We start from the raw sequence: 17008 nt of genomic DNA, 5'->3' as shown, positions 1-17008 counted from the left end.
TCCATCACATCATAACAACATCAAACTGCTCTTGTATGTACAGAGGCTCAGCCTGAATTTTAACTTGTTTTCCAATAAACACTTCAAGCTCTGCAAGTGCATGAGATTCTTCACCCTCTAATGCTTCGGCAACCGCCGCCGCCGCATAGACGACAAATTTGTCAGCATCGTAGGCTCGGTTCACTCGCGTAATCTCTCGAAGTATCTCATAACAAACCGTTTCGACTGTTTTTACACTGCCTCGACCTTCACAGGCAGGACAACTCGAACATAAAATATGCTCAATACTTTCACGAGTCCGCTTGCGAGTCATTTCCACTAAGCCAAGTTGGGTAAAACCATTAATATTGGTTTTTACCCGATCCTTGCCTAACGCAGACTCTAAAGAAGTGAGCACACGCTTACGATGTTCCTCAGACAACATGTCGATAAAATCGATAATGATAATGCCACCTAAGTTACGCAAACGCAGTTGACGAGCAATGGCTTGCGTTGCTTCTACGTTGGTATTAAAAATGGTTTCTTCTAAGTTACGACGCCCCACAAAGGCCCCAGTATTAATGTCGACCGTGGTCATCGCTTCCGTTTGGTCGATAATCAGATACCCACCCGACTTTAATTCGACTTTACGCTCTAAAGAACGCTGAATTTCGTTCTCGGTATCGTACATATCAAAGATAGGCTTATCACCTTCATACAGCTCAAGCTTGTCGGTAAGCTCCGGCACATACTCAGCAGTAAACTCTTTTAGATTTTCATATTCGAGACGAGAGTCGACCTGAATTTTACTCAACTCAGTCCCGACGAAATCACGCAAAATGCGCTGGCTTAAGCAAAGCTCACCGTACAAACGCGTGCGAGCTTTATGTTTACCACGACGCTCTAATACTTTAAGCCAGAGTCGCTTCAAGAAGGCGGCATCTTGTGCCAGTTCATTCGAATCAGCCCCTTCTGCCGCGGTACGAATAATGAAACCACCATGTTCATCACAGTAACGGGACACTACTTTTTTAAGACGGTTACGTTCAGACTCACTATCAATACGCTGAGAAACGCCGACATGGCTGGAGCCCGGCATAAAGACCAAATAACGAGATGGCAGAGTAATATCCGTAGTTAAACGGGCACCTTTGGTACCAAGAGGATCTTTGACGACTTGAACGACAATATCTTGCCCTTGACGAACAAGCTCAGAAATATCACGAACTTGAAACTGCTTTTTTTCATTTTCCGCAACGCATTCAGTATGTGGAACAATGTCTGAGGCATGTAAAAAAGCTGCTTTATCAAGGCCTATATCGACAAAAGCCGCCTGCATTCCAGGCAGAACACGGCTGACACGCCCTTTATAGATATTTCCTACAATACCACGTCGCGCATCTCGTTCGACATGGATCTCTTGAAGGGCCCCCCCCTCAATCATGGCCACACGAGTTTCACTCGGGGTCACGTTTAGCAACAATTCAGCACTCATGGTGCACCTCAGATTAGTAATTATAAGAATTCTTGCAGTAGCTTATCCGTCTCAAATAAAGGTAAGCCGACAACGGCGTAATAACTACCTTCGATTCGGGTAACAAAACGCCCCCCTAAACCTTGAATTCCATAGCTACCGGCTTTATCGCATGGCTCCCCTGTATGCCAGTATTGTTCTATTTCTTGTTCACTGAGGGGTTTAAACCAAACGTCGGTAATAACAATGTCTGTTTTTTGTTTTACAGCTGAGACAACTGAAACCGCGGTCATCACTTGATGGCGCTCATTCGCTAACTGAGTAAGCATACGCTTAGAGTCAGCAAAATCACTGGGCTTCTCGAGCACTTGCCCTTGGCTGACGACCACAGTGTCAGAACCAAGAACGACAATATCAGAATCAAGAACTACAGTATCAGAACTCGGAACAACATGCTGCTTTTCAGAACGGTTACCTTTCAATAAAGAGAGCGCTGTTAAGGCTTTATCTAAAGAGAGTCGCTTAACATATTCTTCGGCGGTTTCTTGAGCATGTTGACACTCTTCAACATCGGTGACGAGGACCGAAAAATCATAACCAAGTTGAGATAACAATTCTTTACGGCGTGGCGAACCGGATGCCAAAACTAAATATTTCTTTTCCATCGTCACACTACCTTACATGCCAATGGCGACGCACACGTCTCATTAATAAAAACATCCAAGGCCAAAGTATACCGTTTATCAAGGCACTCCATAGCGATAACGGATTAAAAATGACGTCTTGAATCAAGTATTCACCAAAGAATATCATCACCTCAAACAGTACCGTCAACACAGCAATAATTATCGCTTGTTGCCACAAAGCCATGTTGCGAATCACTAAGAAGTTAAGTGCAACAATATACATGACTATTGCCATCATCATGCCACGTATACCTAACGTAGAACCAATTAAAAGATCCCACAATAAACCTAGAATCAAGGCGCTACCAACATTCACTCTATGAGGCATCGCCAACACCCAGTAACACGTCACCAACAGCAACCAAGACGGTCTGAATAAGTCTAAACTACCAGGCCAAGGGATCGTTTGTAGAATAAGCGCTATTAAAAATGAACAGCCAATTACTACCTTACTTCTTAACACGCTATTGGCCATCTTTGCCCTCTAACAATACTTGTTCTGTATTAAGTTGCTCCGTTTGTTTCTGTCTGTTTTCGTCAGGCCATACAAGTAGTAAGTATCTAAGCTTATCAAACTCAACGACCGGCTTTGCTTTAATAACCGCAAACTCACGTTTAGGGTCATAATCGACAGAAGAGACATAAGCCACCGGATACCCCTCTGGATACACGCCGCCTAAACCGGATGTCACCAACAAGTCTTCTTCTTGAATATCAGTACTGGTTGGAATGTGGTCGAGTTGAATCTCATCAATCATGCCATTGCCCGAAGCAATCACTCGAATATCGTTACGAACGACTTGCACCGGAATGGCATTGTTTGCATCGGTGAGCAGCAGAACACGACTGTTGTGAGCCGCAACAAAAGTGACCTGGCCAACAATGCCTTTTTCGTTGATCACGGGTTGACCTTCATATACCCCATCAATCTGACCTTTATCGATCACAACCTGATGGCGATAAGGTGAAGTGTCTACCGCCATCACTTCGGTGACAACCTTCTTCTCATCACGAATAAACGGAGAGCCTAATAACTTACGAAGACGCTTATTCTCTTCTTTATATTGATCAAGAAGAACTAACTCGCTCTTCAAGCGCAATACTTCTCGTTTAATCTGATGGTTGGATTCGATTAGGCTTTTACGGGTACTAAAACGATCGTATACCCCATCGAACATAGTGCGAGGTAAGTTGGCGGCATATTGAATGGGGGCAACCATGCTGTTCAATAAATACCGGACATTTGAGAAAGTATCTAAACGACTATCAGCCAGCATAAGGCTGGCTGATAAAATGACAGCAAAAAACAGGCGCAATTGTAGAGAGGGACCTCTACCAAAAATTGGCTTCATTCTATATTTGGTCCTAGAGCTACATTTGATCCCATAGACAAGGTCTTAGGCTCTTTATATAAAACAATATAATAAAAAGAGCCTAACACTAGAGGTTATTCTTCGCTAAACAGATCGCCACCGTGCATATCGATCATATCCAAGGCTTTACCGCCACCGAGAGCAACACACGTTAATGGCTCCTCAGCAACAACGACAGGGATACCGGTTTCTTCGGTTAACAGACGATCAAGATCTTTAAGCAGAGCACCGCCTCCAGTCAGTACCATACCATTTTCTGAAATATCAGAAGCAAGCTCAGGAGGGCATTGCTCAAGTGCGACCATCACAGCAGAGACAATACCGGATAGCGGCTCTTGGAGCGCTTCCAGGATTTCATTAGAGTTGAGGCTAAAGCTACGAGGCACGCCTTCGGCTAGGTTACGACCGCGCACTTCAATCTCTTCCACTTCATCGCCAGGGTAAGCTGAACCAATTTCGTGTTTGATTTTCTCCGCTGTTGCTTCACCAATCAAACTGCCGTAGTTACGACGAACGTAGTTGATGATCGCTTCATCAAAACGGTCACCACCGATACGTACAGAAGACGAGTAAACCACACCGTTTAGTGAGATAACCGCTACTTCAGTCGTACCACCACCGATATCAACCACCATTGAGCCTGTCGGTTCAGAGACACGTAGACCAGCACCGATCGCAGCAGCCATAGGCTCATCGATTAAGTAAACTTCACGAGCCCCCGCACCTAACGCTGATTCACGAATAGCGCGACGCTCAACTTGTGTTGAACCACAAGGCACACAAACCAAAACACGAGGACTTGGTTTAAGCACACTGTTGTCATGCACTTGTTTGATAAAGTGCTGAAGCATTTTTTCTGTTACGTAGAAGTCGGCGATAACACCATCTTTCATTGGTCGAATCGCTGAAATATTACCAGGCGTACGACCAAGCATTTGCTTAGCCGCATGACCAACAGCCGCAACACTCTTTGCTGATCCTGTACGATCTTGGCGAATAGCAACAACTGAAGGCTCATCAAGAACAATGCCTTGGCCTTTTACGTAAATAAGGGTATTGGCTGTACCTAAATCAATCGATAGGTCGTTTGAAAACATGCCACGAAGTTTTTTAAACATACTCTTCGCTCATCCTGCAAGAATTAGAAGACAAAAATTGCACTAAATGTACCAATGCCTTGCAGTTACGGCAAGGCATTGACGTATAAACATGGACTGAAACCCGTAATTTCTTACAGATTCCTAACTTAAGGGGGCAAAATGATATGATTACCGGCCTGTTAAGCCACTTTCTCCCCGATAGATCACGCGATCGTTCCCCCGATAGATACCGAATGTGACGACGGTTGATGGATCTTCATCACCTAACTGACGCCAGTTGTAACGTAGCCACGGTTGATCTTGGTCGCTACCTGAACAAACAACAGGGTTTTCACCAGTATTAGCCGTTGGTGCAGAGGCATCCATTCTCAACCACAGACGAACTTGCTCACGGGGAGAAGTCGCAGAAAGCGTATTTTGCTGCGCGGTTACTTTGTCTTCACCATCATTCACCTTTCCACTGCCACTCGGTGAAACTGATGTGGTCACAGACCCCGCGCGATGCCAAATGACTTGCTTACAATAGTTGAAGCCATCAAAGGTACTACGATTATCGTCTTCGTTAACAACAAACTGATTGCCATCCCAGAACTCGACTCGAAGTGGGATCGTTAAGGCTCGACCAGAGTTTCCACCAATATCATCAAGCGCCATTCGACCGTATCGCGCAGGAGGTTGGATTGGGAACACGGCCGAATTCGTCACCGGTTCAGAATCAGTAAATGAAACCGGGTCTGGTCCATCAAGCGTTAAACCGAAGTGAGTCGTTGTCGAGTTGGCATCCGAAGTATTGAAAGGCGTATCTTTAATGCTGACGCCATCAGTGCCTATGACTCGTTTAAAAACCGCCGCACTGTCATTCAATAACCATTGCCGATGAGCAGCAGACCAGGTTCCAGAGCGAGTATCCAACAAGAGGCTATTCTTTATACTGCTGTCCTTTAACACACCAAACTTTACTTGCAGCTGTGGAGCAAAGAAGCGGTAATTATTGAGCGCTTTATCCGTATCATTTTCACCAGAGGCCATGGGATACACTTGATGAACGGCTGAATCATAAGGCTGATCTAAATACGCGATATCGTTTTGATCCGCGACCTTCCACTCAGGATCACCTTGTATGAAATATTTAGGATAGAAGCGTCCTATCGATTTACTACCAGAGAAGCCGCCTAAAATTGAGCTATAGAAGTGCCCAGTTTCAGTCGCGATAAAATTAAAGCTACCCACTTCTGAATATTTTAAGCTTTTGAATTTATAACCGTTGTCAGCTGGTACTATCTCAGAAGTCGATTGAATGAGTCGATTGCTTGGTTCTAAACTCCCCAGAACGGCACCACTGTTGCTTGGCGTATCTAAGGTGCGAGTGACACTGACCGCACCATCAGAAAGCCAATAGTTTCGTGTGACTAAGCGATCGTTACACAACTGGCTAGGATCGCCCGTAAACCTAATGGGTTTAGCAAACACGTCAAAGGCTTCACCGGCAGCAACAAATGCATTGCCTTTATCACTATTGCCATCCGAATTATTATTCGTACAAATCGCGAATTGCCAAGGTCTGACATCAACATTGACAATACCTTCCAATGTATCCCAACTTCCACCTTCGTTATCTTTACAATCATACCCTGTGGGACATTGAAAACTTGGATCTGAGAGTTTAAAGCTCACCCTCCCCGCTTCATTGTAAATAACAGACCCTGTCGCTTGAGCGGTGTGATCAAAATTAGCCGTGATGGCTGTATCGCTCCAACCACCACTATTGCCTTTGACGAGTAAGTTGCCATCAACAGCCCCTTGCGCACTAGTCGGCTGAATCAATAAAAAGTCCGAAACGCTAAGGTCTTTGTCTCCTTGATAACCTGATACAGGAGTGACGGCATCATTCTTACAAGCTAGGACATTAAAAGTAAATTGAGCCTCTTCTCCAGCAATAGCAAGCACATCTCTCGCTTCAAATTTATAAAGAGAGACTAAAAAATCACCGGCATCGTTTTCCGTTGAGTCGGATTCTAATTCAGCCTCAACCCGAAAATGACCAGTCGAAGTCGCATCCAATTGAAGGGTTAATAGTCCTGACGAGTTGGTTAAATAGGACCGACCACCGTTGTAACTTCCTTCTACAACATTCATAACCGACATACCGGCAGGTACCGTTACATTGACCGCGACCTGCTTCGAGGGTGGATTCCCTTGCTTATCCGTAACAGTCACCGTCACTTCCGGGTTTTCACACAATAATGAGAAATCCTTATTCGGGGTCAAACTCAATTGATAGTCTGTGGGTTGGGGTTGCACAGGGCACAGTTGACCATCATCAATGATTTTTCCATCTGGTCGTAATTCTATATTTTTCGCAGTAACACGCCCGTGTATAAGGCCATTACCACCAGAGACAATCACCTTATCTCGACTGAAAATGAGTGCGTTTAAAGGTCGTTCAACACGCACTAACGCCTGACTCCCTTGATAGTTTTCAGCCCATATAGAGAGTTTGAAATTATTGCTAACGACCTCTCCAGCCCCCGTCAATTCAAAACGATTCACATAGAGATGAGTATTTTGAGACAAGACTATTTTACCGCTTGCGCCAACCATTAAGCGTTCGATGTAATAGGTATCCCCCGTCAAATGAATAGTACCAGAACCGCCTGCTGAGACTGTATTGTACTTACCACTACCCAAATCAATCACTTGCCAACCAGCATCCACATTCTGACCTGTTGGCAAGTCTAAATTAACGATATTCGGCTCCGCTACATATAACGATGAATTCTCGATACACTCCTTTCCATCACACTGTGTTTTTAATCCTGCCGGATTAGTAGGATCAACCCCAATACCCACCTGACCACTGGCCTGGTAAGTACCTTCTATCTGGATACTGGGCGTACTAGAAGTCCATTTTAAACGGCTATCCCCCCCCCAAGATTGAACGACATTTGGTGTCACATCACAAATCTCGGGGGATGGCGGTGGGGGCGGTGGTGTTGCGATATCACCACATTGGATGTCGCTGGCTCCATCCCCTGAAACCGCAATGGCAGCAGAAAGCCCAGAAAGGTCTGCATATTGCGGTACACCGACTTGTCGCCAAGAACGACCTTCCCATAAGTGGTAAGTTAACCACCCAGACTTATTCCTATCAGCTTGATACTCAAGTAAAACTTCATAGAAATCACCGCTCACCGTTTCCTTGTCATCGATCACAGCATCTCTAACACGGCGATCATTCGTCCACATTGGAGCCGGGCTAGAACTGTTTCTTTTCGTGGCGTAGATGGTGTCTTGAGCTGATGCAGGATCCAACTTAAACCATACCGAAAAATCACTTCCAGAATTAAGGGCACGACATTGAGAGGAAGAAAAGTCCGCAAAAGCGGGAAAAGAAACCAAGATCAACGCAAATATAAGACTAAGATATTTCATTTTGTCTCTCTCACCCACACTTCTTGAATGCGTTGCACTTGATTGATTCCAGAGCCACACACCGCCGTTGATTCAATTTTAAAAAAGCCCACACCATCTAAAACACCAACCTGATGACAGGTTAATTGGTCTACACGACAGATAGTCGACATACCGTTGCTCACCTGATTTGAATTTAAGTCGTTACAGGCCGTATTAACGCTTGTTGACACCGCAGGTGAGACTGACAGAGGATACACTTGCGTCAATGCCCATTCATTCGCAGAATGCGCTAAAAGCCAAGCCTGAGTACCCAGTTGCTTACGCGTTAGTGTATCGTGATTCGACCACTGTACTTGCACTAAGGAAGTGGCAAGAAAGCCGATCACCACGATAACAAATACAGCCACGACCAGCACACTACCTTGTTGAGATGATTTTCTATGGCGCATTGAGTACCTGCACATCTTGTTGGTAAACACTAACTTCACGGTTTTGTTCAAGTACGAGGTCAATGTGAATCACACCACCTCGCTGTAAGCTGGGTTCTTCGTAGCGGAAATCACTTTGAGCGAAATTGATACTGTCTGCAACAGTGACGCCATTACGTTGGATTAGACCTTGATTTCGAACAGTATCATTCACCAAACAATAGCTCACGCGAGCATTGCTATCATAGATATAATGTCGCCGAGCAATTGACTGACTGCTAAGGCTTACCGAAGATACCGTAAATACATTATTCGTAGAGGCTAAGCCTGAGACCGAAATTCGCTTGGTCGAGCCCGCCCCTAACTCAGAGGGAGTGGTGGGATTAATAATAAGATAATCATTAGCATCGAGTCTTGGGGAGTCTTGCCCGATAATAAAATTCAGTTTATCGTTCGCTTCATCTAGGTGATAAAAACCGGAATACTTAATCGCATAGAAAACGATACATTTTTGAGAAAAAGCCGAAGCCGGAGTGATCGTGGTAGTAAAACTATTCGGAACCGCGTGGCTTATCTCTCGTGACATTTTCTCTACAACAAATTGACCTTTTACTTGTACTTTTTGTCGGTCAATCGTCTCAGCATAGCCTTTCATACCGTATTCAACAAAACTGGCAATCGCCAACCCAATAACCGCCACCACAGCAATCGTTACGATCATTTCGATAAGAGTAAAACCCCGTTGCTTCATTAGTAATTCCCCTTGTAAGCAATCAAGCTATAGCGGGTTTGACCACCCAAGATTTGTAATTCAACGCGTTTCATTGTGCCAATCGCATTATCATCGGTTCCGTCCAGGTTTTGATCATAAAAGACCACAACCTCAACACGAAAATTCGCATAACTATCGGTGATATTCTCATCCAAAATATTGGCTAATGGGGATTGAGTAGAAGAGACACAATCGGACTTGGTACTGTCTGTATACCAACAGCCAATATAATCATCAACATCATTAAAAGCCGCAGGCGTTGCCTCTGAGCCATCCACACCGAGTTTATTCGAAGCAGAGCAAGTTGCCGCACCAGCATCACCACAACGAACCAAACCACCATCAAAATCACTGTGTTCATCAAAGCCAAGAGCTAAAATTTGATTCATCAAACTCTGCCCCAAAGCAACAGAACGATTTTGATATTGTGGATCTGCAGAACGGGTGACTTGTGGCACTAAAAAGCTCGCAATCGTGATCATCGCAATGCCCAGTATGACAATCGCAACAATACTTTCAATAAGAGTGAAACCTCTTGTTCGAATCATCAACACGCTCCCTCACGCACATAGCCTTGAGAGTTGATACACACTTGAGAGCTGTAATTTGAAGAGTTTGAATGAATAGTAATATTCACTTCCGTACTCCCGGAAGGGGTAGAAGAGGTAGAAGGGTTACCTAATAGATCAAAGTCGATAATGGTATTCGTCGGAGAAAATGAAATATCAGCCTCTCGGACATAATCACTACGCGCATCCGCTTGTTTTTTCTGGGCACTGTTCGATAGATCTAAGCGACAAGCGGTTACAGAGCCTAAACAGTCGCGGTTAATCGCCAGGCGAAAGCTATTATTAGCCCCAGAAACATTAGATTGCATTCGATTAACTTGAATTTGGCGTATAACGGAGATGGCTTGCTCTTGCGCAGTAAAAATAGAAAAACTAGAGGTGCCGACGAAGCGGCTTGCGGCAAAAATTGAAATAATGCTGAGTATAATGATAACGATGATCAACTCGATTAAAGTAAAGCCACGGGATTTGGGGCTGCTATCCATATTGAGCCTCTAACGTCTAACGAATACTGATTATACAAAAGAACGACAGTTACGATGTTATGTATAGATATCGTTTTGTTATTTGTGTGCTGTAGATAGAAAAAAGGCCAGCAATAGCTGGCCTAAAAGTTAAGTGCCACTAAGGAGTACAATTTGCTTCAGTATCGATAACCTTAATAACGGGAGCTGAATTTTTGTCTATCGCTTCAGTGTAGCTAACGCAATGAGTTTTATAATCTTTAAGACCGAAAGTCACTTCACTACCTGCCGTCACATCCTTAATAAAAGTAAAGTCTTCGTTTGTACCAAGACCGTCTACGATTGCGGTGATCGCAGAAGAAGACGCTTCCGGATAACCATATACAACGTTGATGGTAGACGCCCCTGCGCTAACAGCACCAGATGCATTGGATTCAATACCCTCAATCGCTGATTTACCGTAAATGATACCAGATGCGCCTTGAATAGAGCCTTTTAACCCTTCAAGAGTCGCTTTTTTCGCATCGTCTTGCAGGTTTAAGAAGCGGGGTGCAGCCGTAACCGCAAGGATACCCAGAATAACAATTACAACCACTAATTCGATTAGGGTGAAACCGCCTTGTCTTTTCATAGTTAAGCTCTCTCTATGTTCTATTTTGCGCAGACTTACTGCAAAGTTACGGTCACGCGACCGGTTTTAATTTCATAAACAAATTGGTGCTCAGTATTACCTTCTAATTGAATGTAAGTACAGGTTGCCTCACCTGAATTTGCTTTTGCTGAATATTTGTAATTTGAGTCGTTAGCAATATCAGAAACCGCGCCAACTTTAGGCGGATTTTGTAATAAATTTTCCATTAACTCAGAGCAGGTTTTATCTGAAATACCCTGTGGAGCGATGCCGGAATTATGATTCAGAGTCAATGGGTAGCCGTCTCGAAAGTCCGTTTCCACACCATTGCTGTTTTTTGACCTAGTCAACCAAAAATCCACACCGTCATAATTTACAGTATTGTATGTTTCAACGCCAATTTTCTTCGATGGCCTTGCTTCCGCTTCCCACTGTGCTCTTGCCGATAAAACAGCGGTTGCAAAACCACCAGCAACGCCTTCAATACTTGATTTCTTGGCCTCATCGGTCACATCTAAAAAGCGAGGTAAAGCCGCGGCTGCCAATAAACCGACAACGACAATGACAATGACCAACTCGACTAGAGAGAAACCTTTTTGATTCTTAAGCATTTGCTACCCACTCACCTAATTGTTAACGCGCAGTATACATTTACATATGTATAAAATCATTAAAACAGTGTCAATACGCTCTCAACGCCAAAATATTGGCCTTGACCGTAAACCGGTCTTTTTTTAATACGATGTCTATTTGATACTTCTCACCATAATGATAAATACAATGAAATTGTAAGGAACTGCTTTTATCTTCAATACTGGGCGACGTGATTCCCAAGATATTCTGTTGAGGGTACAGTTGTTCTAACCAATATTGACAGTTTCGCTTTGAGCCTTGGAGCGGCATGATCCAGCCCGTTCGGCTATAGCGCTTTAATCGTTCTAAATCATTTTTTTTCTCCGGACTCGATAACAGGTATTGCTGTTTGAACAAATTGGCCTGCTCCAAAATCCGTTTGCTTGCTACGATCAATGCGGTATTGGTTGCGTCTTCTTCTATTGTGTCCCATGCAGAAAGCAACGCTATCATTAAAAAAAGGATAACCACACTCCAAATAACAAAGCGTGAGCGTTGTAGGTTATTTAACATTCCCTACCCTTTGATAGCATCTAACATTCCCCACATAGGTAAGAAAATACCCAAAGCTAAGACAAGCACCATGCCTGCAACAATCACCAATAAAATAGGTTCAATTCTTGCTGTTAGTGTTTTTAAATCGTAATCAACTTCACGATCATAAAAGTCGGACACCTCCAATAGCAGCTCATCAATTCGACCGGTTTCTTCTCCCACCGAGATCATTTGTATAACGAGTGGAGTGAAAATTTCGCTATTAATCGCGGTAGATGAAATCGTACTACCTGCTTCTATTGCAGACTTCATACCTTGAACACGCAGTTCAAGAAAGCGGTTATCCAAAGCCTCGGCAGAGAGTGCTAATGATTGGTTCAGTGGCACGCCCGCTTTCAACATCAATGCGAAAGTTCGAGAGAAACGCGACAACAAAGCTCGATTCACGACGCCACCAATAACCGGTAGTTTCAACCGTAACCGATCCCAGTTTTCTAAGCCTTTGTCTGTCTTTAACCATGCTTTCAAGCCAAAAATAAGACCGAAAATCACAGCAAGCATTAACCCCCAATAATTAACAAAGAACTCCGACATCCCGATCAAAATACGTGTTGGTAATGGTAGCTCGACACCAAAGCGCGCGAACATGCTCGAAAACTGTGGGATAACTTTGATGTTGAGGATAAACATCGCCACCAAAATAAAGCTAACGACAAACGTCGGATAACGCATCGCCGTCTTGATCCGCTTACGAGTTTCGACTTCTTGCTCATAATATCCAGCTAACTGTAACAAAGCTTGATCTAAGCGACCGGTATTTTCACCAACACCGATCATCGATACAAATAATGGGCTAAATACCTTGGGGTGCATCTGCATCGATGTGGATAACCCCCGACCATTCGTTAACTCGGTGACCACTTCTTCTAAAGCCGTTTTCAGCTGTTTGTTTTCACAATTTTGAGTCAGGCCTTTCATCGATCTCAATAATGGAACCCCCGCCTTGGTCAAGCTGTATAACTGGCGGCAAAACAGAACCAACACCTCTAGCGGAACAGTCGGTGAGAACAGGCTAGAGACATCCCTATCCAATATTGAGCCACCACTTCTGCCGAGCTTGATTGAAGTAGGAATAATCCCTTTATTCAGCAAACTTTCTGTCGCAAGATCTTCGTTATTCGCATCCAATCGGCCAGTGACTTGGCGACCATCAGAACTGCGTCCGACATAACGATATGTTGGCATATCACTTTACCTCTACAGATAAATAGGATCCGTGGATCCAGAAGCATCACCTTCACCAAGAAGCATAAGCTCATCAAGACTCACCACACCTTGCAAAGCGAGCTCCATAGCAGAAGCTAATAGCGGTTTATAACTTTCAGACCGTCTCGCGGTTTGAGCAAAGCCTACCGCATCATTTGATCTTAATGCATCCATCATGTTTTGCTCTAACTCCAACATTTCAAACACACCAATACGCCCACTGTAGCCAGTCAAGTTGCAGTTCTGGCAACCACGTCCTTTCATGAATGAGACACCCACCTGATTTGGAAAACGGACACTCAACCACTGTTTACGAGCTTCATCTAATTCGTCATTCACCTTACAATCTGTGCATACCTTACGAACCAATCGCTGTGCGACTACCGCTCTCACCGCGCTCGCCACCAAATAGCCCGGCGCGCCCATATCCATCATACGCAACGCACTGTCTACAGCATCATTGGTATGCAGTGTACTTAACACTAAGTGGCCCGTAAGTGCTGCCCGCAAACCAATTTCGACCGTTTCTTGATCTCGCATTTCACCTATAAGAATAATATCGGGATCCTGACGAAGAAAAGTTCTAAGAACAGTAGAGAAGTCGAGATTTATCTTAGGATTCACTTGCACTTGATTCACTCGCGGAAGGCGATATTCAACCGGATCTTCTGCGGTAATGATCTTCTTACCCGGTTCGTTCAGTTCACTCAACGCCCCATAAAGAGTGGTTGTTTTACCTGACCCCGTAGGGCCTGTCACCAAGATCATGCCATGCGGGCGGCGTAACTGTTGACGCAGTCTAATAAGAAGATCACTGGGTATACCTGATGCTTCTAATTTACGGAGACCTGATGTTTGATTAAGCAAGCGCATCACCACCGACTCACCATACTGCACCGGCATCGTCGACATACGAATATCAACCGATTGGCCTTTTGTGCGAATATTAAAACGACCATCTTGAGGAAGACGTTTCTCTGAAATATCGAGGTTGGCCATCAACTTCAAACGTAAAACTAACGCTGAAGCTATATTCACCTCATTGAGCAGTGTTTCATGTAAGACACCATCAATCCGCTGACGAAGGCGTAATACGTTTGAATCCGGTTCAATATGAATATCAGAAGCGCCAACTTGGATTGCATCTTCAAACAACGAGTTAATGAGCTTAACGACGGTAACTTCATCACTGTCTTCTTCAGCAATATCAAAATCAAAGGCATCATTAACTTGATGTTCAGCGTGCAACTGTTCAGCAAATGAGGCTATCTCTTTGGTTCTTCGATAATAGCGGTCAAACCCCTCAACCAATTGCCTTTCTTGCGCGACTACAAACTCTAATTCGTAGTTACCCAGTTGACCAAGCAACGACTCTTGCGCAAAGAGATCAGCTGGATCACTCATCGCGATACGTAAAGTATCCCCTTGACGTCCAATAACCAACGCTCGCAGACGGCGGGCATGCACCTCAGGCAACAACTGTACCGCTTCTACATCGACATCAGCACGACTTAAGTCAATAAGAGGAATCGCTAGCTGTTGAGATAAAAAGGTCAGCATCTGCTGCTCAGACAAAAAACCCAGCTCTATCAGCGCATCGCCTAGCTTACGCCCGGTATGCTTTTGGGCCGCAAGAGCTTGTTCTACTTGATTGTCTGTAACAATACCTTCTTCAACAAGCAAATCACCGAGTCGCTTCCTTAATCTAATTTTCATCGCTACTCTCCTCTAAGGTACTGAGTATTTTTAAGCGGTCACGGGCAAAACTTTGTGACTGCGACGATATACCAACTCGGGTTAAAGCACCTTGATAGGACTCTTTTGCCGCGGAAAAATCAAGCTGTCGCTCTTGTTGAATGGCCAACCCTAACCACCAGCGCGCATTCTCTGAGTCCACTTCAACGAGCCGACGATAGCTCTCCAACGCCATCTCCTCTTGCTGCGCTTTTTGGCTCAAAGCGGCACGCATTGCTAAATATTCTTTCGTGGGATTGGGCGGCAAGTGTATTAACGGGCTCAACGCCGCCTCAGCCTGATTTGCTTTGACCAGTAGTTTTGACAACCCTAGGCGCAGTTTTTCACTGTCGTTATTCAATTTTATACCGGATTGAAAAAGCTCATAGGCTTTTCGAGTCTCCCCTTTTCCAAAATAGAGAATGGCCAGTTTCTGACGAACATCCTCATTTCTTGGCGCATAGCGGAGCGCCTCTGTATAGCCTTTCAAGGCGCCATTAAGATCGTTCGCATCCAACGCTTTCTGAGCTCGACCTTGTGCGTTTGTTGATAATTGTTTTGGTGTTAGCTCCACCTGCTCAATCAACATTGCGTTATTTTTTGAATCACCATCACTATCTATCTTATTGGAGACCGAGCTAGGATCGGTTTTAGCCACACTCGCAACAGACATCGGTTTGGGAATGCCCGTATGAGTGGCTTTCGCGGTACTGGGCAGCTTAGGCATGACTTGAGATTGAGTGACTTGGGAGCCATGTGCCGTTGCTGCGTTCGATTGAGTCACAGCTTTAATTTGCTCGCCAGAAGATGCCGTTAAATTTTCCGAAGAAATCGTCGTTGCGTTTAGCGTCACTAATTTTTTAGTTGGTGACAACAGTTCCGGTGTTATCCCACTGTGATTTTCGCTCTGATTATCCACAACCGAGAGCGGAGCTTGTGCATCCCGAGTTGATATTGTTCGATCAACAGCCGGGCCTTGTGATATCGCCCAACCACTCATGGCCAGACTGAGTGTAAAACCCACAGCAACCCACATTAAAGGAGAGTGTGTTCGGATTTTCGGTACGACGACCGCTTCAATCGAAGTTGTTGACTGCTTTTTTGCCAACTCAGATAAGGCGTTGTTAATGACACTCATAATTAATTCCAACCCCACAATATTGGCGTTTTAAATTTTGGTTTACATACATCGTATGTCTCGTGCATGGCTGAATACAGGTGCTGATTCTCAATGTGTTGCTTATTCTCACTAAACGAAAGCAATAAAGCTTTGTGACAGAGTTGATTGATCAACCTTGGAATACCTAACGAAGAGCGGCTGATTGCCTTTTTTTGATTCAAACTGAACAACTCAGGATTACCACCCGATTTAACGATCCGATTGTCAATGTAAGCGACGGTTTCATCGAGAGTTAGCGGCCTCAATGTCGAGCTAAAAGTAATCCTCTGACGAAACTGCCTAAGATGATACTCCTCCAACCTAACATCCAGCTCCGGTTGTCCTAGCAGCACCATTTGGAGCAGCTTCTTATCTTCAGTCTCGAGGTTACCGAATAATCTCAACGTTTCGAGCACCTCATCCGACAGAGCTTGAGCCTCATCGAGTATCGCAACCACTCTTAATCCTGCGCGATTCAACTCAATTAATCGATGTTGAATATTATCCACTAAGGTGGCTTCGCTCTCGACGACAATATCTAATTCTTTGGCGACGGCTTGACGTAAGTCGGCACCCGATAACATTGGGTTCGGAAGGTAGATCAGAGCCGTACTGTTTTGTAAATGATTCACCAGCATTCGGCATACCATCGTTTTCCCAGTGCCGACCTCGCCCGTCACCTTGATCACACCTTCCCCCATCTCTAACGCCGAAATAACCATTTGAATGGCCTCAAAATGAGGCGCTAATCCATAAAAAAACTCAGTATTCGGCGTAAGAGTAAACGGCAGTTGTTCAAAGCCAAAATGCGCTTGATACATAAGGTGACCT

General features: G+C 44.5%; 17 protein-coding genes. All 17 read right to left on the bottom strand.

All coding sequences use genetic code 11. From position 1 onward, the window contains the following. Positions 1-4 precede the first annotated feature (4 nt). Positions 5-1474, bottom strand: a complete 1470-nt coding sequence (rng, locus tag OCU36_RS01705; RefSeq protein ID WP_261838761.1) for a ribonuclease G — start codon at positions 1472-1474, stop codon at positions 5-7. A 20-nt stretch (positions 1475-1494) separates the two neighbouring features. Then, complete coding sequence (locus OCU36_RS01700) at positions 1495-2118, bottom strand: Maf family protein (RefSeq protein WP_261838760.1); 624 nt, start codon at positions 2116-2118, stop codon at positions 1495-1497. A gap of 7 nt (positions 2119-2125) precedes the next feature. Further along, complete coding sequence (mreD, locus tag OCU36_RS01695; RefSeq protein ID WP_261838759.1) at positions 2126-2614, bottom strand: rod shape-determining protein MreD; 489 nt, start codon at positions 2612-2614, stop codon at positions 2126-2128. Next, positions 2604-3491: a rod shape-determining protein MreC gene (mreC, locus tag OCU36_RS01690; protein ID WP_261838758.1), complete on the bottom strand. Its 888-nt coding sequence runs from the start codon at positions 3489-3491 to the stop codon at positions 2604-2606. Before mreC ends, mreD begins: the two co-directional genes overlap by 11 nt. A 95-nt stretch (positions 3492-3586) precedes the next feature. Next, positions 3587-4630 carry a rod shape-determining protein gene (locus OCU36_RS01685; RefSeq protein WP_261838757.1) on the bottom strand — a complete coding sequence of 348 codons (1044 nt, stop codon included), beginning with the start codon at positions 4628-4630 and terminating at the stop codon, positions 3587-3589. Between the two features lie 150 nt (positions 4631-4780). Then, complete coding sequence (locus tag OCU36_RS01680; protein WP_261838756.1) at positions 4781-8044, bottom strand: DUF6701 domain-containing protein; 3264 nt, start codon at positions 8042-8044, stop codon at positions 4781-4783. Beyond that, a complete protein-coding gene (locus OCU36_RS01675; RefSeq protein WP_261838755.1) occupies positions 8041-8475 on the bottom strand; it encodes an MSHA biogenesis protein MshP in 435 nt (144 codons plus the stop codon). Before OCU36_RS01675 ends, OCU36_RS01680 begins: the two co-directional genes overlap by 4 nt. Beyond that, positions 8465-9205 (bottom strand): PulJ/GspJ family protein, encoded by a 741-nt coding sequence (locus OCU36_RS01670; RefSeq protein ID WP_261838754.1) that lies wholly within the window; start codon positions 9203-9205, stop codon positions 8465-8467. Before OCU36_RS01670 ends, OCU36_RS01675 begins: the two co-directional genes overlap by 11 nt. Continuing rightward, positions 9205-9774 (bottom strand): type II secretion system protein, encoded by a 570-nt coding sequence (locus tag OCU36_RS01665; protein ID WP_261838753.1) that lies wholly within the window; start codon positions 9772-9774, stop codon positions 9205-9207. The genes OCU36_RS01670 and OCU36_RS01665 overlap by 1 nt, the downstream gene beginning before the upstream one ends. Then, positions 9774-10280 (bottom strand): prepilin-type N-terminal cleavage/methylation domain-containing protein, encoded by a 507-nt coding sequence (locus tag OCU36_RS01660; RefSeq protein ID WP_261838752.1) that lies wholly within the window; start codon positions 10278-10280, stop codon positions 9774-9776. Before OCU36_RS01660 ends, OCU36_RS01665 begins: the two co-directional genes overlap by 1 nt. Positions 10281-10419: 139 nt before the next feature. Continuing rightward, complete coding sequence (locus OCU36_RS01655; protein ID WP_261838751.1) at positions 10420-10890, bottom strand: type II secretion system protein; 471 nt, start codon at positions 10888-10890, stop codon at positions 10420-10422. Positions 10891-10925: 35 nt separating this feature from the next. After that, complete coding sequence (locus OCU36_RS01650; RefSeq protein ID WP_261838750.1) at positions 10926-11501, bottom strand: prepilin-type N-terminal cleavage/methylation domain-containing protein; 576 nt, start codon at positions 11499-11501, stop codon at positions 10926-10928. Positions 11502-11571: 70 nt separating this feature from the next. Beyond that, positions 11572-12036, bottom strand: a complete 465-nt coding sequence (locus tag OCU36_RS01645) for an MSHA biogenesis protein MshF (RefSeq protein WP_261838749.1) — start codon at positions 12034-12036, stop codon at positions 11572-11574. 3 nt (positions 12037-12039) lie between these two features. Beyond that, complete coding sequence (locus OCU36_RS01640) at positions 12040-13263, bottom strand: type II secretion system F family protein (protein ID WP_261838748.1); 1224 nt, start codon at positions 13261-13263, stop codon at positions 12040-12042. A gap of 12 nt (positions 13264-13275) precedes the next feature. Beyond that, positions 13276-15000: a GspE/PulE family protein gene (locus OCU36_RS01635; protein WP_261838747.1), complete on the bottom strand. Its 1725-nt coding sequence runs from the start codon at positions 14998-15000 to the stop codon at positions 13276-13278. Then, positions 14990-16156, bottom strand: a complete 1167-nt coding sequence (locus OCU36_RS01630) for a tetratricopeptide repeat protein (RefSeq protein WP_261838746.1) — start codon at positions 16154-16156, stop codon at positions 14990-14992. Before OCU36_RS01630 ends, OCU36_RS01635 begins: the two co-directional genes overlap by 11 nt. A gap of 2 nt (positions 16157-16158) precedes the next feature. Continuing rightward, positions 16159-16998: an ExeA family protein gene (locus OCU36_RS01625; protein WP_261838745.1), complete on the bottom strand. Its 840-nt coding sequence runs from the start codon at positions 16996-16998 to the stop codon at positions 16159-16161. Positions 16999-17008: the final 10 nt, after the last annotated feature.

Source organism: Vibrio artabrorum, assembly GCF_024347295.1.
In the GTDB taxonomy this organism is placed as follows: domain Bacteria; phylum Pseudomonadota; class Gammaproteobacteria; order Enterobacterales; family Vibrionaceae; genus Vibrio; species Vibrio artabrorum.
This window is presented reverse-complemented; position numbering and strand designations above follow the sequence as displayed.

Coding starts and splice junctions, on each gene's coding strand:
- rng (WP_261838761.1), bottom strand. CDS start 1,474: ATGAGTGCTGAATTGTTGCTAAACGTGACCCCGAGTGAAACTCGTGTG.
- OCU36_RS01700 (WP_261838760.1), bottom strand. CDS start 2,118: ATGGAAAAGAAATATTTAGTTTTGGCATCCGGTTCGCCACGCCGTAAA.
- mreD (WP_261838759.1), bottom strand. CDS start 2,614: ATGGCCAATAGCGTGTTAAGAAGTAAGGTAGTAATTGGCTGTTCATTT.
- mreC (WP_261838758.1), bottom strand. CDS start 3,491: ATGAAGCCAATTTTTGGTAGAGGTCCCTCTCTACAATTGCGCCTGTTT.
- OCU36_RS01685 (WP_261838757.1), bottom strand. CDS start 4,630: ATGTTTAAAAAACTTCGTGGCATGTTTTCAAACGACCTATCGATTGAT.
- OCU36_RS01680 (WP_261838756.1), bottom strand. CDS start 8,044: ATGAAATATCTTAGTCTTATATTTGCGTTGATCTTGGTTTCTTTTCCC.
- OCU36_RS01675 (WP_261838755.1), bottom strand. CDS start 8,475: ATGCGCCATAGAAAATCATCTCAACAAGGTAGTGTGCTGGTCGTGGCT.
- OCU36_RS01670 (WP_261838754.1), bottom strand. CDS start 9,205: ATGAAGCAACGGGGTTTTACTCTTATCGAAATGATCGTAACGATTGCT.
- OCU36_RS01665 (WP_261838753.1), bottom strand. CDS start 9,774: ATGATTCGAACAAGAGGTTTCACTCTTATTGAAAGTATTGTTGCGATT.
- OCU36_RS01660 (WP_261838752.1), bottom strand. CDS start 10,280: ATGGATAGCAGCCCCAAATCCCGTGGCTTTACTTTAATCGAGTTGATC.
- OCU36_RS01655 (WP_261838751.1), bottom strand. CDS start 10,890: ATGAAAAGACAAGGCGGTTTCACCCTAATCGAATTAGTGGTTGTAATT.
- OCU36_RS01650 (WP_261838750.1), bottom strand. CDS start 11,501: ATGCTTAAGAATCAAAAAGGTTTCTCTCTAGTCGAGTTGGTCATTGTC.
- OCU36_RS01645 (WP_261838749.1), bottom strand. CDS start 12,036: ATGTTAAATAACCTACAACGCTCACGCTTTGTTATTTGGAGTGTGGTT.
- OCU36_RS01640 (WP_261838748.1), bottom strand. CDS start 13,263: ATGCCAACATATCGTTATGTCGGACGCAGTTCTGATGGTCGCCAAGTC.
- OCU36_RS01635 (WP_261838747.1), bottom strand. CDS start 15,000: ATGAAAATTAGATTAAGGAAGCGACTCGGTGATTTGCTTGTTGAAGAA.
- OCU36_RS01630 (WP_261838746.1), bottom strand. CDS start 16,156: ATGAGTGTCATTAACAACGCCTTATCTGAGTTGGCAAAAAAGCAGTCA.
- OCU36_RS01625 (WP_261838745.1), bottom strand. CDS start 16,998: ATGTATCAAGCGCATTTTGGCTTTGAACAACTGCCGTTTACTCTTACG.